We start from the raw sequence: 25094 nt of genomic DNA, 5'->3' as shown, positions 1-25094 counted from the left end.
TACCAATCCGTAATAATACTTAATCAATTTGAGGGGTTAAACCTGACGTTAACTACGTTAAAAATTTCTGATATAGAACAACTAAATAACGAAATTTTTGCCTTGTTATCGACACGATTTTCTTCCTTCAAAATAGATCATTTAATTAAGCGAATTGGTATTAAGATTTAAAAAACTGCATTGATTTGGTTAAATCATTAGATAAGCGACTTAGCTGCTGTGCATCTTGCAGCGTTGATTGGGCTGATGTTAGCGTTTGATCGGCTAAATTACTCACCTCTTGCGAATCATTCAATGCTTGTGTTGTCGCATTTGACTGCTGTTTAACACGCTCGGCAATAACTTCGCCCTGATGTTTAATATCGCCCATACTTTGCTCTGCGCTTTGCAATACATCATTAGTTTGATTGGCTGCTTTTACTGATTGCTCCATTTTTTCAACACTTGAGCGCATTTTTTGTTGAGTGTCGTCAGATGCTTGTTGTAAGGAGCTAATAATTTGGTGAATTTCTTGAGTTTGTGTTTGTGTACGCTGAGCAAGAGTTCTTACTTCATCAGCTACAACGGCAAAGCCTCGGCCATGCTCGCCAGCTCGTGCAGCTTCAATAGCGGCATTGAGTGCAAGCAAGTTTGTTTGATCGGCTATTTCACTAATGCCTTTACTAACTTTGCTAATTTCTTGGCTATCTTGCGCTAGCTTATCGAGTGCTTGTTGGCTCTCTGCAAATTCAATTTGTAGATCTTGCATATATTTAGCAAGCTCCATTGTATTGTCTGAACCTTGTTTTACATGTGCAGCAGCATCTTGCGCGGTAAGCGTTGCTTGATGGGCTGACTCTTCAACTGCAAGTGCGTTTTGAGCCATTTCGCTTAGTGCATTATAAATGGCATTTACTCGAGTTTGCTGTTTTGAAACATCATTGCTTGTTTGGCTACTCGCATGCGATAGCGATTTAGTTGCGCCGCATAGCTCTTCTGTACTTGCTTTAACATCAAATAATAAGTGTGAAAATGCATTAAGTAATGCGTTGTAGCGCGATGCAATAATACCCATTTCATCATTGGTGCTTGAATCAATCGTTGCATTTAAGTCGCCATTCGCGGCTCTATTTGCCGCATCAGCAAAGCGATTAATGGTATCAACAACCGCAAAATAAAAACCAATCATTAAATAAAATGCAAATAACAAACTAATCAATGAAGCGGCTAAAACAAGATTTCGAGTCCACTGTTGAGTTTGCAGTTTTGCTTCAATAAGGCTCTCAAGCGTTGGAATGCTCTTACTAACAAGTTGATTAATACTGCTGTGAACATTGTTTGTTAGCTTATTAAATTCTGCTTGAGTTAATAAAATATCGTCAGGCTCAAGTAGTTTTTCATCTATTGCTTTTTTGAATGCACCAACAGCACTGTGTAAATTAGTTAACGAAGGCATGAGCGCCTTATTTACTGATTTATCTGCATTGGTGGCGACATTAAGTATTTTATCGAGTTGTTTTTCGTACAAAGGAAGTGATTTACTAAAATTTGAAAGCGCTATAAAGGTATCGGGCGTAAAACGATTACTTGCCAAAACAGTGTTTGCGCTTTGCGCTGTCGAGTTTATTTGCATTATAAGTGCAGGAATTGGCGTGACTAAAGAGCGATTTACATAAGCACTTGCTAATTGACTATCTAAGGCAAGGTTTGACTGAATAGAAACAAGTTCGAGTACTTCATTTTCTTGATCGTCTTTTATATCAAAACCGAGTGAGCGAGCTATTTTTATATTTTGATTTGCTTCCCCCTGCATTTGATTTGAGAGTATTGACCTGTAGCCTTTTAAGCCTTGTTGCTGCATTTTTGAAACAGCGATACTTTCACTTAATAATGAGACTAAAAAAAACAAACTAAGTGCAAGAGGAACGAGTAAAATTCCAAACATTAAGCTGATTTTAGTTTTGTATTTTAAATTTGCCATTAGCTGGATAGCGGGAAAAGAAAATTGGCGTAATCCTGACATAAGGCTCTCTTGTATTTTTGTAATTAGGGTAAAGGTGAATAGACCTTGTTATGCTTAATTATCATTCATTTATAGTACTTTACAAATAAAAAAAGCCCTTTCGGGCTTTTTTCAATCTTTAGTCTTAATTACATACTGTAAAAACAAGCGTTTATAAAATATAAAAAGTAATTTTAACTTAAAGTTTAGCAAACGAGCGTTCTGCTGCCGCTATTGTGTCTTTTACTTCTTGTTCAGTATGCGCAGCACATACAAAACCAGCCTCAAATGCTGATGGAGCAAGGTACACGCCTTCTTCAAGCATAAGGTGGAAAAAACGTTTGAAGCGCTCTAGGTCGCATTCAGTCGCTTGTTTGTATGTCGTTACTTTTTCAGCATCAGTAAAAAAGAATCCATACATGCCGCCAGCATAATTAGTTGTTAATGCAATGCCTGCTTTTTTAGCGCCAGCTTCAAAGCCTTCACAAATTGCTTTTGAAATAGCTTCTAACTTATCGTGTAGACCTGGCTCACATAATAGCTCAAGTGATTTTAAACCTGCAGCCATCGCAATAGGGTTGCCAGAAAGAGTACCCGCTTGGTAAACAGGGCCCACAGGCGCAATGTAATCCATTATTTCGGTTTTACCACCAAATGCGCCAACAGGCATGCCGCCGCCAATGACTTTACCTAAACACGTAAGGTCTGGTTTAATATTGTAATAAGCTTGTGCGCCGCCAAGTGCAACACGAAAGCCCGTCATTACTTCATCAAAAATAAGTACTGATTTATATTCGTCACACACATCACGCAAACCTTCTAAAAAGCCTGGCACTGGTGGAATACAGTTCATGTTACCGGCTACTGGTTCTACAATAATACAGGCAATTTCGTCTGCGTATTTTGCAAAAATGGCTTTTACTTCATCTAGGTTATTAAACGATACCGTAAGTGTATGCTTAGCAAAGTCTTCAGGAATACCAGGAGAATTAGGCACACCCATTGTTAATGCACCAGAGCCTGCTTTAACTAATAACGAGTCAGCGTGACCGTGGTAACAACCTTCAAATTTTAATATTTTATCGCGGCCGGTAAAGCCACGTGCTAAACGAATTGCACTCATCGTTGCTTCAGTGCCTGAGCTAACCATGCGTACTTTTTCGATTGATGGAACCAGCTCTTTTACTTTTTCAGCCATTAATATTTCGGCTTCAGTTGGCGCGCCATAGCTAAGGCCATTTTCTACTGCTTCGTGTACGGCTTGTTTAATTGCAGGGTGGTTATGACCCATGATCATAGGTCCCCAAGAGCCAACATAATCAATATAACGATTACCGTCGGCATCAAATGTAAACGCGCCTTCTGCTTTTGTAATAAATAGCGGCGTACCGCCCACACCATTAAAAGCACGAACTGGCGAGTTTACGCCACCTGGAATAGAGGCTTGAGCGCGTTCAAATAAGTCTTGGCTAATTGTCATGAAAAATCCTATAAATTGTCACTTAAAGAGGGTTTAGCTGTCGCGTTTGCGGCTAAACCAAGGTACGTCCACTTCATACTTATCGACTTTATTTTCTACGCCGAGTGTTAAAGCAAACAGTGCCATACGAATTAATACGCCATTTTGTACTTGGCGGAATATTGCTAAATTGTCGTTACTGTTTAAGTCGTTATCAAGCTCGTTGGCTTCTAAGCGACTATCACGTGGTAACGGATGCATTAACACAGAGTTAGGTTTGCAATGAGCGCTGTAAATAGATTGGCTAATTCTAAAACCGCCACGGTATTTATTTGCTTCTTCTTGTGAAGGAAAACGCTCTTCTTGAATACNCGGCGGCTAAATTACCTTCCATCTTGTTTACTAGCTCAATTTTGTGTCCTGCATTTTCTACGGCATCTAAAATGCTCGTTGGCATTTGTAGGCCATCAGGTGCGACCATCGAAAACTTTACGTTTTTATAATGGCACAATAGTTTTGATAGAGAATGCACTGTGCGACCATATTTTAAATCACCCACAAGCGCTATATGCATGCCATCAATATTTTGATCAAAACGCTGTAATTCACGCTCAATGGTTAATAAATCAAGTAATGCCTGGGTCGGGTGCTCATTTGGACCGTCGCCGCCATTAATAACCGGCACAGTACAACCATCAGCAAATTCACTTACTGAGCCTGCGTCAGGATGGCGCATAGCAACAGCATCGGCGTAAGCTGAAATAACGCGCGCAGTATCGTAAAGAGACTCACCTTTAGCAAGCGCTGAGCTTTGCATACCTGTAGTTTCACGTACGCCACCGCCTAGTAAGTTAAAGGCTGTACCAAAGCTAACTCGTGTACGAGTGCTTGGTTCAAAAAACAAATTAGCTAAAATAGCGCCTTTAAGCACCGTTGTTTGCTTTTGCTTTTTAGCATAAGGCTCCATTTTTTTAGCTACTGCAAAAATACGTTCAATGCAGTCTCTGTCTAGCTGATTTACAGACAGTATATGTTCGCCTTGGAAACTTAACATGGGGTAATTCCTAATCAATCAAATGGGCGCGATAATCCATAAATGGAGCACGCAATCGCGCGTGTTATTAGCAAGTATTGTAAATTGCAGCGCAGTTTAACATGCGCTACAAAGCTTATAAATTAGGTTTTATTACCGCAAGTGCCACTATGATGAGCAGCGCAATAACAGGGAGCTCATTAAAAATACGGTAGAAGCGGTCTGTTTTAGTGTTTCGGTCATGTTTAAAGTCACTCAATAACTTAAAACAGTAGCCGTGGTATACGTATAAAATAATTACCAGTACAAGTTTGTAATGTAACCACATACTGTATCTAAACCAATCACGACCATATTCAACAATGGTTAATACACCAAATACAGCCGTTAAAACAGCAAATGGGGTTACGAAGTAAAGTAGTCTGCGCTCCATAACTTTAAGCATAGAGTTGCATGATCTTTCTTCGCTCATTGCGTGATATACAAATAATCGTGGTAAGTAAAAAATACCGGCAAACCACGCAATCATAAAAAATATGTGCAGTGTTTTATAAATCAATAATGCGCTCATAATAATCCTTATTGCTTAAAGTAAGCTGTTACGAATGGTTAAAATATGATGAATTTGATCCCAGCGTAATAGCCCCATAATTTGTTGATTATCTAAAAGGTTATAAACGTAAAGCGCGCCACTTCTTTTATCTTTTAGTATATCGAATGCATCGGCTAGGGTGGCTTGGCTGCTGATGCCCTGCAAGCTAATGTAATTTATATTTATTGCTTCATCAGACATTAGCGTTAAATCGTATTCAGCGAGGCGATAGCCATTTTCTTCGTCAAAAACAATCAAGGGTGTTTGGCTATCCATGGCATCAAGCGTATTTTTTATTTGCTCTTTATCGTCTGAGTAAAGCAATTTAAAGTCTTCATCCATATCATCCATTATTCCCACTTTTTGTAATGCTTCAGTAGCGGGAGATACATGGTACGGCAATCCCTGAAAATCTAATTGCTGCAAAAATATGGAGCGATTTCCAAAAAATTGTAATGCAGTTACATATGCAGTGGTTATAACTATCATCGCAGGAACGATTATTTCAGGTGATGATGTAAGCTCCATTACTGTTGTTAATGCAGCAAGCGGTGCATGCAGTGTAGCCGCTAATAATCCAGCCATACCTAAAACCCCATACGTACCCGCAATATCAGTACCCGGGCTAATATATTGAGCAAAAAAGGCCATTAATGTCCCAATTAATACACCAAGCCCAATTACCGGACCAATTAAACCACCGGGAATACCCAAACCAATAGCAAACAATGTGGCAAGTAGTTTAGCGATTAAAATGGTAGTAAGCAGCTTTACGTTATCAGGCGATTCAACCGCGATAGTAATCGCACTCATACCAGAACCCATAGCATGAGGCACCGCGTAAGCTATCAAGCTGGCAATACACCCTGCAATTAGTAAACGAGGAAACATACTTAAAGGTTTAAATGTTTTAATAATTAGCATTAAGTTTTGATTAAAGCTAAATGCTATAGCGCCCAGCGCCATACCGCATAATATCAAATAAGGGTAATGCCAACCACTTAATGGCGCTATTGTAATGAGTGCAAGTTCAGAGCCTTCACCAAAAACAAACTGTGTAGCTAATGCACCAGTAACAGCAGCAAGCATGATTGGCACAAATATGTGTACTTTATATTCTCGAAGTACCACTTCCATTACAAAAATAACAGCTGCAAGGGGGGTATTAAATGAAGCCGCTATACCTGCGGCAACGCCGCAACCACTTAAAGTACGCATGGCGTTATGCGGTAAATGTAGTTTATCCGCTAAAATACTCGCACCTGTTGCGCCCATATGAACGGAAGGCCCTTCTCGGCCAACCGAAAAACCGCTAATGAGTGCAAGTGCGCCACCAACAAATTGATTAACCGTATTGTATAAAGGCATTTGCCCGTAATGGCGTTTAATACGATGAATAACAAAAGGAATGCCTAAACGGTAATGTTTAAAGCCAGTAAATGCAGCAAAGCACGCAATTAAAAATGCGGCTATTAATGGCATTAAAACGCGTTCAAGAGTCGGTAGGGTAGTAAAGTCGTCAGGTGTTTCCAAAAATAAGCTTTGAAAAAACAAAATAGTTAAGCGAAATAAAATAATAAAAAATGCAGCAATTAATCCGGCAACTACGCCTAATAAGCATAATTGTACAGATGTTTTAGGTTTTGCCAGTCGACGCCTGAGTTGCTCAAGCCACATGCATTATTTCCTCGCCGCATTTTTCAGCAGCATTTTAGCAAAAGAGTTTAGTTAAGTCCTTGTGATTTTGAATTTTTCGTAACTTATATTAACAATTTGCAGTAAAGATTAAGACCTATTTTTTATAACTAAAATTTTTAATGAATTTATAGTTTACAAGGGTCGCTTTTAGTTTGCTTAAGTATTATTTTAGTGAGCTAATGTTTAACCACTTTTTTACTAATTTATAGGTATAACTTAGAGTAAAGAGTTGTTTTACTATACTTGATTAAAACACTCGGGTATTAGATAATCACGCCATTGCGATATTGAGGGTTTTAAAATGTCTGAAGAATTACCAATTAAGTTCAGCGATGCAGCTGCTGTTCGCGTTAAACAGTTAATCGACGAAGAAGAAAATCCAGATTTAAAACTGCGTGTTTACGTAACAGGTGGTGGTTGTTCGGGTTTTCAATATGGTTTTACTTTTGATGAAAAAGCGAATCCTGGCGATTTAGAAATTGTAAAAAATGGTGTAACACTCGTTATCGATCCAATGAGCATTCAATATTTGGTTGACGGTGAAGTTGATTACACAGAAGGATTAGAAGGCGCACGCTTTTTTGTATCTAATCCTAATGCAACAACAACCTGTGGTTGTGGTGCAAGCTTTAGCGTTTAACAGCTAAATGCTAAATAGAATAAAGCCGCTTTTGCGGCTTTTTTAATGCCTACAAATCGGTTGGGGCGTATTCGGTTATTTGCATTATCAATACAAAAAAGCCAAGTACAAAAGCAGAAAACGCTAAAATGTATATGAAGCCTTTTTTGCCTTGCTTAATTGGTACGCCGTTATGGTGCAAAAAAAAGTACCAACTCAGGCACAATACGATAGGTAATAAAAAAAGAAGTCTGAACATTATTCGGCCTTTTTGGTGCTAATTATTGCTTAATCATAAACATATGACGATAAATTGGAACAAAATTGTTATAAATATTCCTTTAAATATTTTATAACTAGAAATAATTTATTAATATTTTTTGAGTACTTAGGTCAGTATTCAGCGTTTATAAATATTCACTCGTGTTCATATTTGTACCGAGTATGTAATTAGTTATTTAACCAAAGTGTTAATAGTATATAATGTATCCAAGAATGAGACGGGCAAAATTTCATTCTCAATAAAAATAAATCTTTACCATATTATTAGCGTAGTGCTTTTAGCTATATTGGTGGAGTGAGTAGCAACACATGCTTTGTTAAGCAATAGCTTGCTATTGAATGTAAGTATGACTACTTACTTGCCTACAGCTATTGATAGAGACTACTGCTTTAATAGGTACGTCAAATCATCTAGTAGGAGATGTAAAATGATGGGCAAAACTGTTTCTTCTGAAGAAAATGCAAAGCTAACAAAATGGCTTAAAAGTAAACGCCACGAAAAGGGTCATACAATGCGAAGCCTAGCACAAGTGCTTGGAACGCCTCATTCGTTTATCGGCAAGATTGAAAATCAAGAACGCCGTTTAGATGTAATTGAGTTTGTTCGTTATTGTGCAGCTCTTGAAGTTGATCCACATGAAGCACTTAGCTTGCTAAAAGTAGATTAACTCAAAAATTGCTTAGTACACTTAAGGGGCACTTATAGTGCTAAGCAATATGTTAATGCAGGGATGCATTAAATATTTTGATGATAATTTCTCTCAAGCTCATACAACTTATGCCTAATCAGATATAAAAATATCAGTGAAGGTAAAACCATTAAGGCTGTTAAAACAAAAAACAGCGACCAATTCCCCATTAACCAATCATCAATGACGACACCACTGTAGCTCGAAAGTAACGTTCGTCCTAAATTTCCTAATGATGCCAGTAATGCATAGTGCGTTGCACTAAATGCTCTATCGCATAACATCGATATAAAGGCGACCATAGCCACTAACGACCATGCTTGCGTAAACCCATCAATAACAATAGCAAAGGCATATAGCCTTAAATCAGGGCCAACTAAAGCGATCCACGAAAAGGCTAAGTTTGAAGCAGCCATTGCAATGCCACTTATAAATAAACCTCTAACAATGCCATATTTTTGATTAAATAAACTACCAACAAAGGTAAATATGATTGTAAGCACCGCCGTACCTACCTTTGAGAATGTTGCTATGTCGCTATTACTAAAACCAATTTCTTTATAAAACACAATCGACATACGCCCTAAAAACGCTTCGCCTATCTTAAATAAGAAAATAAACGCAAGTAATGCCAATGCTGTTTTAACGCCGTTTTTAGTAAAAAAAGCTCTAAAGGGGTCAATAACGGTTACTGCAAGCCAGGCAATCGTTTTGGTAAGTGGCGTTTGTTTTGCTGATGAGAGCTTTTCAAGGTACACACGTTCAAGTTCGGCATGTACTGCTTCGCGGTTAGATTCAGGCTCTTTTGCAAACAGTGCTCCACTCATTAGCAGCAGCATTACAGCAGCTAAAAAGTAATAAATTTGTGGCCAGTCGAGCGAGGGGATATCGGCCATATAAAACGGAATGGCACCTAAAAGCGCATAACCTGTCCACCAACCAGACGTTGCCATAGCTGCAGCTGCTGTTGCTTTGTGCGATTCTTTTTCGCTTAGTGTATCTATTCTAAATGCATCAATTGCAATGTCTTGTGTCGCAGAAGCAATGGCGATTAATAAACAAATTGCAGCAACAATTGCCAGATTAGCTTTTAAATCAAGGCCAGCTAGTAGCAGGGTGCCAATAAAAATAAAGCTTTGGCAAAATAGTATCCAACTGCGGCGTTGGCCTAGCCATTTATATAAAACAGGGAGTTTTGTACGGTCAATGAGTGGCGACCATAAAAAGTTGATACTGTAGGCGCCAAATACAATGCCAAATAGGCCAATCATACTGCGGCTTAGCCCTTCATCCTTTAGCCAAGCCGACATAACAGAGCCAATTAGTACCCACGGAAAACCGCTACTCATACCAAATATAAAAATATGGATTAAGCGTTTGTCTTTAAAGTAAGAAAAATATTCGCTAATAGAGAGTGATTTGCTCATAGGGCCTTCATTGGCTTAGATGCAGAGCAGCTAAGCTGCTCTTAAAAAATTACAGTGGGACTTGCTCAAGCATTTTTATGTTTAAAATAACCACTGGTTTTACAGGTACAAAATCGTAACCAATTTTTTCATTAAAGCCCGTTTCTACAGCCATAATTTTGTCTAGTGTTTCGTAGCCTTCCATCACATTACCAAAAACAGCAAAACCCCAATCTTTACCTGGGTTTAAGTGATCGTTGTTATCCATATTAAAAAAGAACTGACGAGTACCAGAGTGAGGCTCACGGTCCTGATACGCCATAGCAATGCTATACATATCGTTTTTCATACCGTTACCGCTTTCATTAAAAATAGGGTCATTTTCGTGTAGGCCGTCGTAATCTTTATCGTAGCCACCACCTTGAATAACAAAGTCGCGCTCGTTTTCTACATCACGTTCAATACGGTGAAAAACACTACCTTGATAGCTTTTATCTGACACGTAAGTTAAAAAGTTATTGACTGTGATGGGTGCTCTTGAACGATCAAGTTCAACCACTATACTACCCATAGTCGTTACAATTTCGACGCGTGGAAAAATATTATCCTTTTGCACAAAGCGGCCTTCTTGGGCTGCTAAGCTACTTACACTAAAGAATAGGCCTAAGCAGATTAAAAAAAGTCGTTTCATAGTTAACCTTCTAAAAATTCTATTAATTCAGGGTCAGATACAATGCGGGTAATAATTTGCTCAGTCAACTTATTGAGCTGACCTTCTATTTTTGCTCGCTCGTGACTAAATGGCCCTTCTAAATTAGCACTACCTCTATACACTTTACTAAAGTTACTTGAGGAGCGAATAACTCGCACGCCAAGTTCTATATGGGCTTCACTGGTATGGCTCACTAGTTTTTCGGTTACTACCGCTTGTAGTGCATGAATATCTACTTCAAAGCGTACACTTGCCAAATTAGAAATACTGGCGCCATTGCGGCTAAGTGCACTATCTAAAACACTTTTAATAGAGCTAGTAATACCTTGGCTTGCAAAGGTTTTAGTTTTGTCTGACCCTATAAGTTTAAGTGTTGATGAATCGCCACGTAAATCAATTACACTAGTACTTAAGCTACTATTTATAGAGCTTATTTGGCCGCTTTTATAAACAGGGTTAAGTATTACTTGGCTAGGCTGATTTGCACAGCCACCAAGTATTAGTAATACACAACACCCAAGTATAATGTTTGTTAATTTCATTTATAGCATTCCACTATTTTTAGTTGCACTTAGAACGACAAACTTTTTGTTTGACCCTAACAACTTACAGTTTCCGAACATGCGGTTCAATTTATCATGATAATCTAAATGACGATTACCAATAATGCGCAGTTCGCCGCCTTCTTTTAAAGTATCTTTTGCTTGCTTGAACATCTGCCAAGCAATGTGATCGGTAACAGCTTGAGCTTGGTGAAATGGAGGATTACATAGCACCATATCCACACTGTCTCTTTCAAAGCCTGTTAAACAGTCGTTTTCGATGAACTCACAGTTATCAAACTTATCGCCTAGGTTAATCTCTACATTTAACCGAGCCGACTCCACAGCCATGTAAGACTCATCAACAAAGGTAACTGATGCATTAGGGCAGCGAGCAAGCGTCATTAATCCAACAACGCCGTTACCACAGCCTAAATCAATAATGCTTTTAGCTTTTGGTGTTTCTGGTAAGTAGTTAAAAAAGAAGCGCGCACCAATATCTAACGAATCACGCGAAAACACATTTGCATGATTTGTTATATTAAACTCAGTACCTTCAAGTTCCCATGTTGTAGGGAAGTCTGCTGCTTTATATCCGCCTTTAGCATTGCTTAATATTAGACGTGATTTTTTAACTGCTAGGCTTGTTGTTGTTTCACCAATAAATTGCTCAAATGATTTTATTGTTGAATTATGAATTTCTTTTGTTTTACCTGCGGCAATTACTGGTGTACCAGGTGCAAGTACTTCACTAAGTTCACTTAATTGGAACTGTAAAAAACCCACATTACGAGGGATTTTAATAAGTACTAAATCTACATCCTCTGGTAATGCCGACAAACTATCTACTTGCGTAAACTCTGCTGTAGGCAGCTTGTTTTCTTGTAAGTTATAAGCCGCAGCTTGGTGGCTAATATAAGAATCATTAACTGAACAAACCGTTAACTTATTAAAATAACAAGCAAGTGCACCAAAGCTATCGTTTAAAATAAGCAATGAGCGACAATCAGGGTGATGTTCGTTAACATAATTGATAAGGTACTCATCTGCCGAATCCCACGCTTGTAAGCTGCGGTTTTTTTGATCCAATGGAAAGCGTTCAAGAGTAAAGGTTTTATCGCCTAGCTGGGCTTGCGTCGTCATAATGGTTCGTTGATCAGTAATCTAATGTAGGTAAATTCTAACATGCAACGGCAAAACGCCAACCCCCAACAGTTACCAAATGGCTTTTCTTATCAAAGTAGGGCACTTAGTGCGCAAAAAAGCCTCGATCTATTTTATTATTTGCAAAAAAACCTACGTTGGCAGCAACCCGATGTAACCGTTTACGGCAAAACGGGGCCTATTCCACGACTGCAATGTTTCATGAGCGATTTAAATATTGAATACGGCTATTCAAGTAGTAAGCAAATAGTAGAACCATGGGATGAATTATTACTTAATATGAGAAAGCGTTTAGAATCACATTTAAGCCAGCCTCTGAACTCATTGCTCGTTAATTATTACCGAGATGGTAATGATACGATGGGTTGGCATAGTGATGATGAAATAGAGCTTGGTGATAAACCAACAATTGTGTGTGTATCTTTAGGAGCTGATAGGGTTTTAAAGTTAAAGCACAAGGCAAGCAATAAAGTAACTGACTTAAAATTACAAAGTGGCAGCTGCTTAATAATGAATGGGCATAGCCAACGAGACTACCAACATGCAATACCCAAGCAAACAACACTTGCGCATCCGCGAATAAGTTTAACTTACCGATTTATTAAACACATTAAGCAAAAGCAATTTAGTTAGCCAATCGCTGCGTTAAATTGTTATAGTAAGTGTATAAATTAGCTAATTAAAACGGTCTTTTTATGTCAATGCAGCAGCAGATCCAAGAAAAAATAAGCAACGCCATTGCGTGTAAACATTTAAACGTAATCAATGAAAGTCATATGCACAGTGCTGGCACTGAATCACACTTTAAAGTAGTAGTTGTTAGCGAAGGTTTTGCGGGTAAGCGTTTATTACAACGTCATCGCGAAATTAATGAAATTTTAAAAGATGAGTTAGCAAATCATATTCATGCACTCGCTATTCATACATATACACCAGATGAGTATACAGAGCAGGGCGGCGAAGCGCCTGATTCACCTAATTGTATGGGTGGCTCTAAAATTAGCTAAGTAATGTTTTAGAGTATTTGATGAGTGTTTAACTGATCAGATCAGTGTTTTTAGTATTAGCCTTTAAACTAGCGCTAATTTTTATTGTAAAAGATATAGGATGATCAATGGTCATTAAGCCTAAAATTCGTGGATTTATCTGCACAAACGCACACCCAGCTGGTTGTGCAGAGCATGTTCAAGAACAAATTAACTATGTAAAACAACAAGGGGCATTAAAAAGTGCACCAAAAAATGTATTAGTTATTGGCGCATCAACAGGCTACGGCTTGGCATCGCGCATTACTGCTGCGTTTGGTGGTGGTGCTAAAACATTAGGTATTTTCTTTGAAAAAGAAGGTACCGATCGTAAAACAGGTTCTGCCGGTTGGTACAATACTGCTGCTTTTCAAGAAGCTGCAGACGAAGCAGGTCTTTGGTCTAAAAATATTAATGGCGATGCGTTTTCTAACGAAATCAAGCAAAAAGCAATCGATACTATCAAAGCCGATTTAGGTAAAATAGACTGCATTATTTACAGCCTTGCATCGCCTCGTCGTACTGATCCAAACACTGGTGAAGTGTTTTCTTCTACCCTTAAACCAATTGGCAGTGCCGTTACTACTAAAAACCTAAATACATCAAAGCGTGAAATTGATGAAATTACGGTAGAAGCAGCAAACCAAGACGATATCGACAACACTATTAAAGTAATGGGTGGTGAAGATTGGGAAATGTGGATTGACGCTTTAAAAGAAGCCGATGTACTTGCTGATAACTTTAAAACGACTGCTTATACTTATATTGGTAAAGAACTAACATGGCCAATATACGGACACGCTACTATTGGTAAAGCTAAAGAAGATTTAGACCGTGCAACGGCTGCTATTAAAGAATCAACAAAAGATTTAAATGGTGAGGCGTATGTTTCATCACTTAATGCAGTAGTGACACAAGCAAGTTCTGCTATTCCTATTATGCCGTTATATATTTCTGCTTTATTTAAAGTTATGAAAGCAGATGGCACATATGAAGGCACCATTGAGCAAATTCACGCATTATTTAGTGAAAACCTATATGGTGAATCACCTCGCTTTGACGACGGTGGGCATTTATTCCAAAACTATAAAGAGCTAGAAGACGATGTACAAGCACGCGTTCAAGCTGTATGGGATAGTGTTGATACAAGCAGCATTGATGAGCTAACAGACTATGTTGGTTACCATAATGAGTTTTTACGCTTATTTGGTTTTGGTATAGACGGTGTTGACTACGATCAAGACATAGATTCAGTTAAGCCAATTGCTAATATGATTGACTAACAGAATTTAGATATAAAAAGCCGCTATCGCGGCTTTTTTTGTATTATGCGATTTGTTGAATTTACGATGAAATCAGGAATGATAATTGCTTAGGCTACCACTTTGGTCTAGCTTGATTTTTATTTAATTCACTTAACAAAACTAAATAAGTGTTTCTGTCGTATAATTTTCATAAATACACTCGCATAGTCATCTAAAATGATGTTAAAATCTCGACAATATGTGATGAGTTTTACTACGTTGCTTGTTTGATATCTCTAGCAAGCTGCTCTTTTGTACCTTGATATAACTTGGAATAACTCAAATGGCGACGTGGTTGATACGATTTTTCAGTTTCTTTCCTTTAATGTAATGCAAGTGCGTATGATCAACATAAAAAAAGGTCTGGATTTACCCTTAGAGGGCGCGCCACAGCAAGTTATACATGACGGTTCTGCTGTCAAACGTGTAGCTGTGCTTGGCGAAGAGTTTATCGGTATGCGTCCAACCATGCATGTTCGTGTGGATGACCAAGTCAAAAAAGGCCAGGTACTTTTTGAAGATAAAAAGAACCCAGGCGTCCTATTTACTGCTCCAGCTTCTGGTACAGTAAAAGAAATAAATCGTGGTGCTAAACGTGTGCTGCAATCTGTTGTTATTGAAGTAGCAGGCAGTGAGCAAATCACCTTTGACTCTTTCAAAGCAGACGAGCTTCCGAGCTTAGAGCGCGAAAAAGCCAAAGAAGTACTTATCCAGTCTGGTCAATGGACAGCACTTCGTGTTCGCCCATTCAGCAAAGTAGCGGCTGTGGATGCAAATCCTAGTTCTATTTTTGTGACCGCAATCGACACAAACCCATTAGCTGCAGATCCTGCAGTAATTATTGCAGAAAATGCGCAAGCATTTGAAGCGGGTCTTGCAGTTGTTTCGCGTTTGACCGATGGCAAAGTATTTGTGTGTAAAAAAGCAGGCAGCCAAGTTCCTAGCTCATCTATAGCTCAAGTAGAAGTACATGAGTTTGGTGGTGTGCATCCGGCTGGCCTCGTTGGCACTCATATCCATCATCTTGATGCAGTTTCTGTTAGCAAACAAGTTTGGCATATTGGTTACCAAGACGTTATTGCGTATGGTCACTTATTCCTTACTGGTGAAATTTACACAAATCGTGTTATTTCGCTTGCAGGTCCTCGCGTTAAAAACCCACGTTTAGTGAAAACACAATTAGGTGCTTCATTGGATGATTTAGTGGCTGGTGAGTTAGAAGACGGAGATAACCGCGTTATTTCTGGTTCTGTTCTATCGGGTTCTATTTCAAACGGTGTTCATGCATTCTTAGGTCGTTACCACGTTCAAGTATCTGTTTTACTTGAAGGTCGCGAAAAAGAATTGTTTGGCTGGATTGCACCAGGTAGTGATAAATTCTCTGTAACGCGTACATTCCTTTCTCACCTTGCACCAAGTCGTTTATTTAAAATGACAACGTCAACAGGTGGTTCAAAACGTGCCATGGTACCAATTGGTAGCTACGAGCGCGTAATGCCGTTAGATATTTTGCCTACTCTATTATTACGTGACTTAATTGCACGTGATTTAGACAGTGCAATTTCATTGGGCGCGCTTGAACTTGATGAAGAAGATTTAGCGTTATGTACCTTCGTTTGTCCAGGCAAATACGAGTATGGTTCTATCCTACGCGATTGCTTAACTACGATCGAGAAGGAAGGCTAGAGAGATGGGTTTAAAAAAATATCTAGAAGATATCGAGCCGAATTTTGAAGCCGGTGGTAAATATGAAAAGTTTTATGCACTGTATGAAGCAGCTGCAACTATTTTTTATACACCAGGCTACGTAAATAAAGGCGCGACACACGTACGCGATAACATCGACCTAAAACGTATGATGATTTTAGTGTGGATGGCGACGTTCCCAGCTATGTTTTTTGGTATGTTCAATATCGGTCATCAGGCCGCTGGTGCTTTAGCACAAGGTTTTGAACTAGCAAACACGTGGCAAGTTGGTTTGTTCCAGTTATTCGGTGGCGAGTTAACCGCTGATGCAGGCTGGGGCGCTAAGATGTTCTATGGAGCATGTTTCTTCTTACCTATCTACGCTGTAACATTTGCAGTAGGTGGTTTCTGGGAAGTTATATTTGCTTCAGTGCGTAAGCATGAAATTAACGAAGGTTTCTTCGTTACTTCTGTATTATTCGCACTTATTTTGCCAGCAACTATTCCTTTATGGCAAGTTGCGTTAGGTATTACGTTTGGTGTGGTAATCGCTAAAGAAATCTTTGGTGGTACTGGCCGTAACTTCTTAAACCCTGCTTTAGCCGGTCGTGCATTTTTATTCTTTGCATACCCAGCTCAAATCTCAGGTGACACAGTATGGACAGCAGTAGATTCTTTCTCTGGTGCAACTATGCTAGGCCAAGCATTTGCTGGCACACTTGACTTTGCAAACATGGAATTATGGTGGAATGCGTTTTATGGTTTCATTCAAGGTTCTGTAGGTGAAACATCTACACTTGCATTATTAGTAGGTGGTTTGTTCTTAATTTACGTTCGTATCGCTTCTTGGCGCATTGTACTAGGTGTATTCCTAGGTATGGTAGCAACTGCATTTTTATTAAATGCTGTTGGCTCAGAAACTAACCCTGTATTTGCAATGCCTTGGTATTGGCATTTTGTACTTGGTGGCTTTGCGTTTGGTATGTTCTTTATGGCTACTGACCCTGTATCAGCTGCATTTACTGACAAAGGTAAATTAGCATATGGTCTATTAATTGGCTTTATGGTGGTTATGATACGTGTTGTGAATCCTGCTTTCCCAGAAGGCATGATGCTAGCAATCTTATTTGCTAACTTGTTCGCTCCACTGTTCGATCACTTTGTAGTGCAGGCTAATATTAAGCGGAGGTTGGCACGTAATGTCTAGTAATAACGAATCAATCGGCAAAACGTTATCAGTTGTTGTAGCACTATGTTTAGTGTGTGCAATCATTGTATCGTTTGCTTCTGTACAGCTTCGTCCTTTACAGCAAGCTAATAAAAACAAAGATATTCAAAGCAATATCTTAGCTGCTGCGGGCATCGACAAAGTTGAAAATGTTCTTGAAACATTTGATGCAAAAATCGAAGCGCGCGTTGTAAACATGACTACAGGTGAGTTTGTAGATACAGACCCAACAATCTTTGACTTTGAAAAAAGCAAATATGATGCAGCGCTAAGTGTTTCTCTTCAAGAGAAAGGCGTTAAAGATATTGCTGGTATTCAACGTGTGACTAAAGAGTCACCGGTGTATATCTCTAAAAAAGAAGATGGCTCAGTTGATGCAATCATTCTTCCTATCCAAGGCTACGGCTTATGGGGCTTGATGTACGGTTTTATCTCGCTTGAAAGCGATGGTGAAACAGTTAAGGGCATTATCTTTTACAAGCATAATGAAACCCCAGGTCTTGGTGGCGAAATCCAAAATCCACAGTGGACTGCTACATGGGAAGGTAAAGAACTTCCAATTCAAATTGTTAAAGGTACTGCGGGCAATGATGAGCATAAGATCGATGGTCTTTCAGGTGCTACATTAACGTCTAACGGTGTTGATCATGCAGTTGACTTTTGGACTGGCGAAAATGGCTTTGGCCCTTTCCTTGCGAAAGTACGTAAAGGAGCATTGAAATAATGGCTGATACTAAAGAAATGAAGGCGGTCCTATTCGGTCCGGTTTTAGCTAACAACCCAATCGCACTACAAGTACTTGGTATTTGTTCTGCGCTAGCGGTAACGTCTAGCTTAAAAAATGCGTTAATTATGTCAATCGCATTGACACTTGTAACTGCGTTTTCGAGCTTCTTTATCTCGCTTATTCGTAACCAGATCCCATCATCTGTACGTATCATCGTACAAATGACAATTATCGCATCATTGGTAATCGTTGTTGACCAAGTATTACAGGCATTTTCTTATGCTACTGCAAAAGAGCTTTCTGTATTCGTTGGTCTAATCATTACTAACTGTATCGTAATGGGTCGTGCTGAAGCATACGCGATGAAGTCGCCACCACTTATGTCATTCCTTGACGGTATTGGTAACGGCTTAGGTTACTCTGTAGTACTACTTACTGTTGGTTTCATTCGTGAGCTATTTGGTAAGGGTTCACTATTCGGTGTTGATATTATCCCATTAGTACAAGATGGCGGTTGGTATCAGCCTATGGGTCTATTGATCTTACCACCGAGTGCATTCTTCATCATTGGTTTATTCATATGGGTACTGCGTACTTATAAGAAAGACCAAGTAGAAGCTAAAGCGTAAGGGGCAAATAGTGGAACATTATATTAGTTTATTTGTAAAAGCCGTTTTTATTGAGAACTTAGCGTTGTCATTCTTCTTAGGCATGTGTACTTTTTTAGCGGTATCTAAAAAAGTAACTACATCAATTGGCCTAGGTATAGCGGTTATAGTTGTATTGGGTATTTCTGTACCTGTAAACAACTTGGTTTATCATGCGGTACTTGCACCTGGTTCACTAACTTGGTTAGGTTACCCAGATGCAGATCTTAGCTTTTTACGTTTCTTAACTTTCATTGGTGTTATTGCAGCACTTGTGCAAATTCTTGAAATGGCGTTAGATAAGTTTTTCCCTGCACTATACAACGCGTTAGGTATCTTCTTACCACTTATCACAGTTAACTGTGCAATATTTGGTGCGGTATCATTCATGGTTGAGCGTAACTATAACTTCGGCGAGTCTGTTGTTTATGGTATTGGCGCTGGTGTTGGTTGGGCACTTGCAATTACATTACTTGCAGGTATCCGTGAGAAACTGAAATACTCAGACGTACCTGACGGCTTACGTGGTTTAGGTATTACCTTCATCACTGTTGGTTTAATGGGACTTGGCTTTATGTCATTCTCTGGTATTTCACTGTAAAGGTAGCGAGGATAAATCATGGATTATCAGATTTTCTTAGGCGTTGGTGTTTTTATCGCTATCGTTGTACTACTGGTTTTAGTCATCATTGGTGCTAAATCTCAGTTAGTTGCAAGTGGCGATATTATCATCGGCATTAATGGCGACCCAGATAAAGCCATTAAAACATCAGCAGGTAGTAAGCTTTTAGGCGCACTATCTGAGTCAGGTATATTTGTATCATCTGCTTGTGGTGGCGGTGGCTCTTGTGGTCAGTGTCGTGTACACATTAAAGAAGGTGGTGGTGATATTCTGCCAACTGAGCTTGATCACATATCTAAAGGTGAAGCCCGTGAAGGCTGTCGTTTAGCGTGTCAGGTAAATGTTAAAAATGACATGGAAATTGAACTTGAAGAGTCAATTTTCGGTGTTAAGAAATGGGATTGTGAAGTTATCTCTAATGATAACAAAGCAACGTTCATCAAAGAACTTAAGCTGCAAATTCCAGATGGCGAGTCAGTGCCGTTTCGTGCGGGTGGTTACATCCAAATCGAAGCTCCACCTCACCATGTTAAATATGCAGATTTCGATGTTCCTGAAGAGTATCGTGGCGACTGGAACCATTTTGGTTTCTTCGATCTGGAGTCAAAAGTAGACGAAGAAACAATTCGTGCTTACTCAATGGCTAACTACCCAGAAGAAGAAGGCATCATTATGCTTAACGTGCGTATTGCTGCTCCACCTCCAAGAAACCTTAGCTTGCCATGTGGTAAAATGTCTTCGTACATTTGGTCACTTAAAGAAGGCGACAAGGTAACTATTTCGGGCCCATTTGGTGAGTTCTTTGCTAAAGACACTGACGCAGAAATGGTATTTGTTGGTGGTGGTGCTGGTATGGCGCCAATGCGTTCTCATATCTTTGACCAACTTAAACGTTTGAACTCTAAACGTAAGATGAGTTTTTGGTATGGTGCACGTTCTGAGCGTGAAATGTTCTACGTAGAAGATTTTGACGGCCTAGCCGCTGAAAATCCTAACTTCGTATGGCATACAGCACTTTCAGATCCACAGCCTGAAGATAACTGGGAAGGCTATACTGGCTTTATCCATAACGTGTTATTTGAGAACTATCTTAAAGATCACGAAGCGCCTGAAGATTGTGAGTACTACATGTGTGGTCCTCCAATGATGAATGCGGCAGTTATTACTATGCTTAAAGATTTAGGTGTTGAAGACGAAAATATCTTACTAGATGACTTCGGTGGCTAACACTAATACCAAAACAGTTTAGTTTTGGTTAAAATACCAGCCTCGTAGCACTTGTGTTACGAGGCTTTTTTTATTCTTTAATTTTATCAATCTATTAAGTAGAGCTGTTATGAATCGAGTAAGTACTTCACAGGGCATAATGGCCTTTTTACTAATTACACTGACTGTATTATTGTCTGGGTGTGGTGAAAAGCCAGAGTTAAAAGAAACCTTTTTAGAAGGTAAGACTATGGGTACCACTTATCATATTAAATATTATGATGAGCAAGCCCAGCTATCGGCTTCACAACTACAGCTGCAAATAGACGCTGTTTTAAAAGATGTGAACCAATCTATGTCTACTTACATAGAAGACTCTGAAATAAATACATTTAACAGATTACCTGCAAATCAAGTCATGCCAATTAGCGAAGATTTTAGGGCTGTTATAAGCGAGTCTATTCGCTTGGGTGAATCGACTAAAACACTCGACGTAACAATGGGGCCTTTAATTGATTTATGGGGCTTTGGGCCTGATAAAAAACCAACTAATCGCCCAAGTGATGAAGAGCTTGCAAGTATGGTTGAAAAAATAGGCATTGATAAACTTATCTTAAATGAGCAAGGACTGGCTAAAACAGTTAATGGACTGGAGCTTTCTTTTTCGGCAACAGCTAAGGGCTATGGTATTGATAAAGTTGCCCAGTTATTAGAAAGCCACGACATTACTAATTACATGGTTGAGATTGGTGGTGAGCTGCGTATAGCAGGTGAAAAGCCAAATAATCAGGATTGGAAAATCGCGATTGAGCAACCAGATGCGCAACCTGGAGAGCGTAAGGTACACCGTGTCTTATCGCCAGGTACAAGTGGTATAGCGACATCGGGTGATTACCGTATTTTTTATAAAATGGATGGCGAGATCTATACCCACTTAATTGATCCAGCAACAGGTATGCCTATTAAGCACGACTTAGTGTCGGTAACTGTGCTTCATCCAAGCGCTATGACGGCAGATGGTTTAGCGACGGCACTTACTGTAATGGGGATGCAAAAAGCGCAAGCTTATGCTGAACAACATGATTTACCGGTTTATTTAATAGGTAAATCAAAAGAGGGTTTAGTTACCTACTCAAGCCCAGCATTTAAGCCTTATTTATAGTATGGTGCTGACTTGTTTATTTCCGTGTTATTTGGGTATATAATAGCAGTCGCTCAAAAATATTTGAGTTTAATTTATTGCTGATCAATAGGGGCTAAGCAATGTCACTTTTTCTTCTTACTTTTGGCTTACTAATTTTGATAGTTTCGGCTATGGCCGTTGGTATGATCGTGCAAAAAAAATCTATGGCAAGCAGCTGTGGTGGTTTAGGTTCGGTTGGTATTGATAAAGCCTGTGATTGCGATGATCCATGTGATAAACGCAAAAACCGTTTAGCAAAAGAGCAAGCCTGGAAAGAAAACCAAATTATTTAAGCCTGTCTTAAATATTAAAAAGCGCTTTATAGCGCTTTTTTTGTGCCTGTAAAACGCCTTCGCATCATAGTTTCCAAAGCAATCCAATCTAAATGTATTAGACAAAGGTATATAGTTTAGTTTTTTTCACCTATTAGGTTTATTTTTCTCGTTTGTCAAATTGGAGCTAACACTCTAAAGTTTAACCATAGACAAAGAGCAAGGCTCTCGTCATAAGCTTGAGGCATAAGTTAGCCTCGCTTAAAAGAATCTTTATATTGTGTGTGAAGATGTTGTCAGTGTGAAAGGCAACTCAAGTTTGGTGGTGACTGAGTTTGAGTTGTTTTTATTCCCTACAATTGCCACGCAGTGTAAGCCAAGAATCTTTATATTGTGTGTGAAGATGTTGTCAGTGTGAAAGGCAACTCAAGTTCGGTGGATTCACTTCCATAAAGAACGAGTTTGAGTTGTTTTTATTCCCTACAATTGCCACGTAATGTAAACCAAGAATCTTTATATTGTGTGTGAAGATGTTGTCAGTGTGAAAGGCAACTCAAGTTCAGTGGTGACTGAGTTTGAGTTGTTTTTATTCCCTACAATTGCCACGCAGTGTAAACCAAAAATCTTTATATTGTGTGTGAAGATGTTGTCAGTGTGAAAGGCAACTCAAGTTCGGTGGATTCACTTCCATAAAGAACGAGTTTGAGTTGTTTTTATTCCTTACAATTGCCACGTAATGTAAACCAAAAATCTTTATATTGTGTGTGAAGATGTTGTCAGTGTGAAAGGCAGCTCAAGTTCGGTGGTGACTTAGCTTGAGTTGTTTTTATTCCCTACAATTGCCACGTAGTGTAAACCAAGAATCTTTATATTGTGTGTGAAGATGTTGTCAGTGTGAAAGGCGGCTCAAGTTCGGTGGTGACTGAATTTGGGCTGTTTTTATTTGTGCCACACAATTATTACTCCCTCCTAAAAACCTATAATCCTATTAAATATTTCTCTTTAAATCGTTTTTTATTTTAGCTAACCGAATGTTTTTTATCGTGTTATTTTTTATTAACAAAATAGCTTCGAAAGCTTAACTCAAATTAATTGATTTTTAGTTGAACAGAAAATTCTCTTTGTTATACTCACGTTCGAACTTTCAGTAAGTTTTGAAAGTTTGGTTGATACGGATCAATTTTCGCTAGGTAAATATGTGCTAGCTGGATTTGATTGTATTTAGCACCTGGTTTCAGGGTTTACAACAGCAATGTTTTTTAAATTTTTCCATTGCAAACTGTATTACTCTAATTTTGTTATAGTCATTTTAGTAGGTTAATGTCTTTGAACACACTTTCTTTGCATCATACAGCTACGGAACTTGCCTCTGGCGAGCCGCAGACGTGTGAACGCTTGAATAAAGCAGGCAAGGGCGTGTGTGTAGCTATAACTTTATTAGTGTTTAATACTGTAATGTTGCTAAGCGGTGCATTAGAGGATGCCTTCAAGCTTGAAGCGCTATTAAGTGATGGGTTTATTGTAGAGCCACTGTTACTTAATCTTGCGCAATTTTTAGCTCATCCGATCATATCAAGTCAGTTACTTATTGGCCTTTGTTGGTTATTGTTCCATATTTGTCCAGCGCGTCGTGCTGGCATAATCCTCCGTAAAGCAGCCTTTGCTTTTAGCGAGGCTAAAGTTCAGCAACCTGTGATCTCTTCACATGGTTGTCGTGCTCCACCTAGCTTTACAGGTTGCCTGTAACGCTGCATCTTGTTGCTGGTTTTAATTATTTGTTCTTGCTGTAAATAATTAAGGTTAGCTAAAACAAAGTAGCTTCGTGTTTCTTTAAACACATTTCAGCCAACCACCACTCACCCAAGTTAACTTTTATTACGTTATATAAATGCGTTTAGAAAGCTGGGTTTGTTGCTAGGTAATTTTTGCATCCACTTGCAACTTTTCAGTCCCTTATTTTTATAATTTAATTCTAGTTAACTTGGGTTTTTATCGAAAAATCGTTGTTTTATTTTTTATTTAAAGCAGCAAACTGAAACTCCAGGTTTGTAGGATACTCCCTTGTTAATTCGTAACCTTTGTAATATTGCTTTAGCTAGTACAGTACTGGCATTGTCAGGCTGTAAAGGCGGGATACTCGATCCAAAAGGGCAAATAGGCATTGATGAAAAAAATTTAATCATCATCGCAACCGTGCTTATGTTGCTTGTAGTCGTTCCCGTTATTGTGATGACTTTGTATTTCGCATGGAAATATAGAGACACGCAAACTCATGAAATTTATGCTCCAAAATGGGCTCATTCAAATAAAATTGAAGCCGCAGTTTGGGCAGTCCCTGTTGTTATTGTAATCATTTTAGGTGTTATTACTTGGGTGTCTACTCAAGAGCTTGACCCATACAAACCAATTGAAGGTAAAGGTAAACATCTTACTGTTGAAGTGGTTTCATTAAACTGGAAGTGGCTATTTATATATCCTGAGCAAGGTATTGCTACGGTGAACGAACTAGTTTTTCCGGCAAATGTACCTGTCGAATATAAAATCACTTCAGAGAGCACAATGAACTCGTTTTTCATTCCGCAATTGGGTAGTCAAATATACTCAATGGCCGGTATGGAAACCAAGCTTCACTTAATTGCTAATGAGCCCGGCACGTTTAAAGGCTTTTCGGCAAATTACAGTGGTGCTGGTTTTACTGGTATGAAATTCAATGCCATTGCTACCCCTACTCAAGAAGACTTTGATAAGTGGGTTAGTAACATTAAAACAAATGCTAATAACCTAACTCATGCAAATTATGTTGAGCTTGCAAAAGCGAGCGAAAATAACCCTGTTGCTTATTACGGTAAAGTTGATGACGGCTTATTCCATACCATCGTTATGAAATACATGCAGGCACATGGTGATATGAACAAAAAACATCATGCAATGGGCGAACATGGGCAAATGAGTAAAAAACATCATGAAATGGATGAGCATTCAATGCCTTCATCTCACAGCCAAGGCGAGGAATAATA

At 38.9% G+C, this 25094-nt stretch carries 24 protein-coding genes and 1 pseudogene; 15 read left to right on the top strand and 10 right to left on the bottom strand.

What is annotated here, in order from left to right:
* Positions 1-160 precede the first annotated feature (160 nt).
* The 5 genes and pseudogenes from L656_RS0104200 to L656_RS0104180 form a co-directional block, all read right to left on the bottom strand.
* Positions 161-2002, bottom strand: a complete 1842-nt coding sequence (locus L656_RS0104200; RefSeq protein ID WP_024598295.1) for a methyl-accepting chemotaxis protein — start codon at positions 2000-2002, stop codon at positions 161-163.
* 178 nt (positions 2003-2180) lie between these two features.
* A complete protein-coding gene (gene hemL / locus L656_RS0104195) occupies positions 2181-3461 on the bottom strand; it encodes a glutamate-1-semialdehyde 2,1-aminomutase (RefSeq protein ID WP_024598294.1) in 1281 nt (426 codons plus the stop codon).
* Positions 3462-3494: 33 nt separating this feature from the next.
* A pseudogene (locus L656_RS01000000121895) lies at positions 3495-4494 on the bottom strand (aspartate carbamoyltransferase).
* A gap of 115 nt (positions 4495-4609) precedes the next feature.
* On the bottom strand, positions 4610-5044 hold the full coding sequence (locus L656_RS0104185) for a CopD family protein (protein WP_024598293.1): 435 nt from the start codon (positions 5042-5044) through the stop codon (positions 4610-4612).
* Between the two features lie 15 nt (positions 5045-5059).
* Positions 5060-6742 carry a chloride channel protein gene (locus tag L656_RS0104180; RefSeq protein ID WP_007584866.1) on the bottom strand — a complete coding sequence of 561 codons (1683 nt, stop codon included), beginning with the start codon at positions 6740-6742 and terminating at the stop codon, positions 5060-5062.
* A 322-nt stretch (positions 6743-7064) separates the two neighbouring features.
* On the opposite strand from L656_RS0104180, the gene erpA reads away from it, so the two are divergent.
* A complete protein-coding gene (gene erpA, locus L656_RS0104175) occupies positions 7065-7403 on the top strand; it encodes an iron-sulfur cluster insertion protein ErpA (RefSeq protein WP_002958911.1) in 339 nt (112 codons plus the stop codon).
* 49 nt (positions 7404-7452) lie between these two features.
* Here erpA and L656_RS0104170 read toward each other — a convergent pair whose 3' ends face one another.
* Complete coding sequence (locus L656_RS0104170) at positions 7453-7641, bottom strand: hypothetical protein (RefSeq protein WP_024598292.1); 189 nt, start codon at positions 7639-7641, stop codon at positions 7453-7455.
* A 451-nt stretch (positions 7642-8092) separates the two neighbouring features.
* Between L656_RS0104170 and L656_RS0104165 the strand changes: the two genes are divergently transcribed.
* Positions 8093-8332, top strand: coding sequence for a helix-turn-helix domain-containing protein (locus L656_RS0104165; protein WP_024598291.1), 240 nt, complete (start codon positions 8093-8095; stop codon positions 8330-8332).
* 68 nt (positions 8333-8400) lie between these two features.
* Here the strand turns inward: L656_RS0104165 and L656_RS0104160 are convergent, their stop codons facing one another.
* The 4 genes from L656_RS0104160 to L656_RS0104145 are packed head-to-tail and all read right to left on the bottom strand — an operon-like array spanning position 8401 to position 12156.
* On the bottom strand, positions 8401-9780 hold the full coding sequence (locus tag L656_RS0104160; RefSeq protein WP_024598290.1) for an AmpG family muropeptide MFS transporter: 1380 nt from the start codon (positions 9778-9780) through the stop codon (positions 8401-8403).
* Positions 9781-9829: 49 nt separating this feature from the next.
* On the bottom strand, positions 9830-10450 hold the full coding sequence (locus L656_RS0104155) for a peptidylprolyl isomerase (protein ID WP_024598289.1): 621 nt from the start codon (positions 10448-10450) through the stop codon (positions 9830-9832).
* 2 nt (positions 10451-10452) lie between these two features.
* Entirely contained in the window at positions 10453-11013 is a 561-nt protein-coding gene (locus L656_RS0104150; RefSeq protein WP_024598288.1) for a YajG family lipoprotein, read from the bottom strand.
* Entirely contained in the window at positions 11014-12156 is a 1143-nt protein-coding gene (locus L656_RS0104145) for a methyltransferase (protein WP_024598287.1), read from the bottom strand.
* Between the two features lie 42 nt (positions 12157-12198).
* On the opposite strand from L656_RS0104145, the gene L656_RS0104140 reads away from it, so the two are divergent.
* The 13 genes from L656_RS0104140 (at position 12199) to cyoA (ending at position 25092) form a co-directional block, all read left to right on the top strand.
* Positions 12199-12810, top strand: a complete 612-nt coding sequence (locus L656_RS0104140) for an alpha-ketoglutarate-dependent dioxygenase AlkB family protein (protein ID WP_024598286.1) — start codon at positions 12199-12201, stop codon at positions 12808-12810.
* A gap of 62 nt (positions 12811-12872) precedes the next feature.
* Positions 12873-13184: a BolA family protein gene (locus tag L656_RS0104135; RefSeq protein ID WP_024598285.1), complete on the top strand. Its 312-nt coding sequence runs from the start codon at positions 12873-12875 to the stop codon at positions 13182-13184.
* A 107-nt stretch (positions 13185-13291) separates the two neighbouring features.
* Positions 13292-14485, top strand: coding sequence for an enoyl-ACP reductase FabV (fabV, locus tag L656_RS0104130; RefSeq protein WP_024598284.1), 1194 nt, complete (start codon positions 13292-13294; stop codon positions 14483-14485).
* Positions 14486-14848: 363 nt separating this feature from the next.
* Positions 14849-16192 (top strand): Na(+)-translocating NADH-quinone reductase subunit A, encoded by a 1344-nt coding sequence (locus L656_RS0104125; RefSeq protein WP_024596562.1) that lies wholly within the window; start codon positions 14849-14851, stop codon positions 16190-16192.
* A 4-nt stretch (positions 16193-16196) separates the two neighbouring features.
* Complete coding sequence (locus L656_RS0104120) at positions 16197-17399, top strand: NADH:ubiquinone reductase (Na(+)-transporting) subunit B (RefSeq protein WP_002958899.1); 1203 nt, start codon at positions 16197-16199, stop codon at positions 17397-17399.
* The gene (locus L656_RS0104115) at positions 17392-18144 is read left to right on the top strand and encodes a Na(+)-translocating NADH-quinone reductase subunit C (protein WP_002958898.1); all 753 of its coding nucleotides are present in this window, start codon (positions 17392-17394) and stop codon (positions 18142-18144) included. The genes L656_RS0104120 and L656_RS0104115 overlap by 8 nt, the downstream gene beginning before the upstream one ends.
* Positions 18144-18776 carry an NADH:ubiquinone reductase (Na(+)-transporting) subunit D gene (locus L656_RS0104110; protein ID WP_002958897.1) on the top strand — a complete coding sequence of 211 codons (633 nt, stop codon included), beginning with the start codon at positions 18144-18146 and terminating at the stop codon, positions 18774-18776. The genes L656_RS0104115 and L656_RS0104110 overlap by 1 nt, the downstream gene beginning before the upstream one ends.
* A 10-nt stretch (positions 18777-18786) precedes the next feature.
* The gene (nqrE, locus tag L656_RS0104105; RefSeq protein WP_002958896.1) at positions 18787-19395 is read left to right on the top strand and encodes an NADH:ubiquinone reductase (Na(+)-transporting) subunit E; all 609 of its coding nucleotides are present in this window, start codon (positions 18787-18789) and stop codon (positions 19393-19395) included.
* 18 nt (positions 19396-19413) lie between these two features.
* Positions 19414-20643 carry an NADH:ubiquinone reductase (Na(+)-transporting) subunit F gene (gene nqrF / locus L656_RS0104100; protein ID WP_002958895.1) on the top strand — a complete coding sequence of 410 codons (1230 nt, stop codon included), beginning with the start codon at positions 19414-19416 and terminating at the stop codon, positions 20641-20643.
* 109 nt (positions 20644-20752) lie between these two features.
* On the top strand, positions 20753-21784 hold the full coding sequence (locus L656_RS0104095; RefSeq protein WP_024596561.1) for an FAD:protein FMN transferase: 1032 nt from the start codon (positions 20753-20755) through the stop codon (positions 21782-21784).
* A gap of 101 nt (positions 21785-21885) precedes the next feature.
* A complete protein-coding gene (gene nqrM / locus L656_RS0104090; RefSeq protein WP_007376137.1) occupies positions 21886-22098 on the top strand; it encodes a (Na+)-NQR maturation NqrM in 213 nt (70 codons plus the stop codon).
* A 1305-nt stretch (positions 22099-23403) separates the two neighbouring features.
* Positions 23404-23823, top strand: coding sequence for a hypothetical protein (locus L656_RS0104085; RefSeq protein WP_024596560.1), 420 nt, complete (start codon positions 23404-23406; stop codon positions 23821-23823).
* 315 nt (positions 23824-24138) lie between these two features.
* Positions 24139-25092 carry a ubiquinol oxidase subunit II gene (gene cyoA / locus L656_RS0104080; protein WP_024598283.1) on the top strand — a complete coding sequence of 318 codons (954 nt, stop codon included), beginning with the start codon at positions 24139-24141 and terminating at the stop codon, positions 25090-25092.
* The last annotated feature ends 2 nt before the right edge of the window (positions 25093-25094 follow it).

This window comes from Pseudoalteromonas sp. TAE56, from assembly GCF_000497955.1.
GTDB lineage: Bacteria > Pseudomonadota > Gammaproteobacteria > Enterobacterales > Alteromonadaceae > Pseudoalteromonas.
This window is presented reverse-complemented; position numbering and strand designations above follow the sequence as displayed.

Coding starts and splice junctions, on each gene's coding strand:
- L656_RS0104200 (WP_024598295.1), bottom strand. CDS start 2,002: ATGTCAGGATTACGCCAATTTTCTTTTCCCGCTATCCAGCTAATGGCA.
- hemL (WP_024598294.1), bottom strand. CDS start 3,461: ATGACAATTAGCCAAGACTTATTTGAACGCGCTCAAGCCTCTATTCCA.
- L656_RS0104185 (WP_024598293.1), bottom strand. CDS start 5,044: ATGAGCGCATTATTGATTTATAAAACACTGCACATATTTTTTATGATT.
- L656_RS0104180 (WP_007584866.1), bottom strand. CDS start 6,742: ATGTGGCTTGAGCAACTCAGGCGTCGACTGGCAAAACCTAAAACATCT.
- erpA (WP_002958911.1), top strand. CDS start 7,065: ATGTCTGAAGAATTACCAATTAAGTTCAGCGATGCAGCTGCTGTTCGC.
- L656_RS0104170 (WP_024598292.1), bottom strand. CDS start 7,641: ATGTTCAGACTTCTTTTTTTATTACCTATCGTATTGTGCCTGAGTTGG.
- L656_RS0104165 (WP_024598291.1), top strand. CDS start 8,093: ATGATGGGCAAAACTGTTTCTTCTGAAGAAAATGCAAAGCTAACAAAA.
- L656_RS0104160 (WP_024598290.1), bottom strand. CDS start 9,780: ATGAGCAAATCACTCTCTATTAGCGAATATTTTTCTTACTTTAAAGAC.
- L656_RS0104155 (WP_024598289.1), bottom strand. CDS start 10,450: ATGAAACGACTTTTTTTAATCTGCTTAGGCCTATTCTTTAGTGTAAGT.
- L656_RS0104150 (WP_024598288.1), bottom strand. CDS start 11,013: ATGAAATTAACAAACATTATACTTGGGTGTTGTGTATTACTAATACTT.
- L656_RS0104145 (WP_024598287.1), bottom strand. CDS start 12,156: ATGACGACGCAAGCCCAGCTAGGCGATAAAACCTTTACTCTTGAACGC.
- L656_RS0104140 (WP_024598286.1), top strand. CDS start 12,199: ATGCAACGGCAAAACGCCAACCCCCAACAGTTACCAAATGGCTTTTCT.
- L656_RS0104135 (WP_024598285.1), top strand. CDS start 12,873: ATGTCAATGCAGCAGCAGATCCAAGAAAAAATAAGCAACGCCATTGCG.
- fabV (WP_024598284.1), top strand. CDS start 13,292: ATGGTCATTAAGCCTAAAATTCGTGGATTTATCTGCACAAACGCACAC.
- L656_RS0104125 (WP_024596562.1), top strand. CDS start 14,849: ATGATCAACATAAAAAAAGGTCTGGATTTACCCTTAGAGGGCGCGCCA.
- L656_RS0104120 (WP_002958899.1), top strand. CDS start 16,197: ATGGGTTTAAAAAAATATCTAGAAGATATCGAGCCGAATTTTGAAGCC.
- L656_RS0104115 (WP_002958898.1), top strand. CDS start 17,392: ATGTCTAGTAATAACGAATCAATCGGCAAAACGTTATCAGTTGTTGTA.
- L656_RS0104110 (WP_002958897.1), top strand. CDS start 18,144: ATGGCTGATACTAAAGAAATGAAGGCGGTCCTATTCGGTCCGGTTTTA.
- nqrF (WP_002958895.1), top strand. CDS start 19,414: ATGGATTATCAGATTTTCTTAGGCGTTGGTGTTTTTATCGCTATCGTT.
- L656_RS0104095 (WP_024596561.1), top strand. CDS start 20,753: ATGAATCGAGTAAGTACTTCACAGGGCATAATGGCCTTTTTACTAATT.
- nqrM (WP_007376137.1), top strand. CDS start 21,886: ATGTCACTTTTTCTTCTTACTTTTGGCTTACTAATTTTGATAGTTTCG.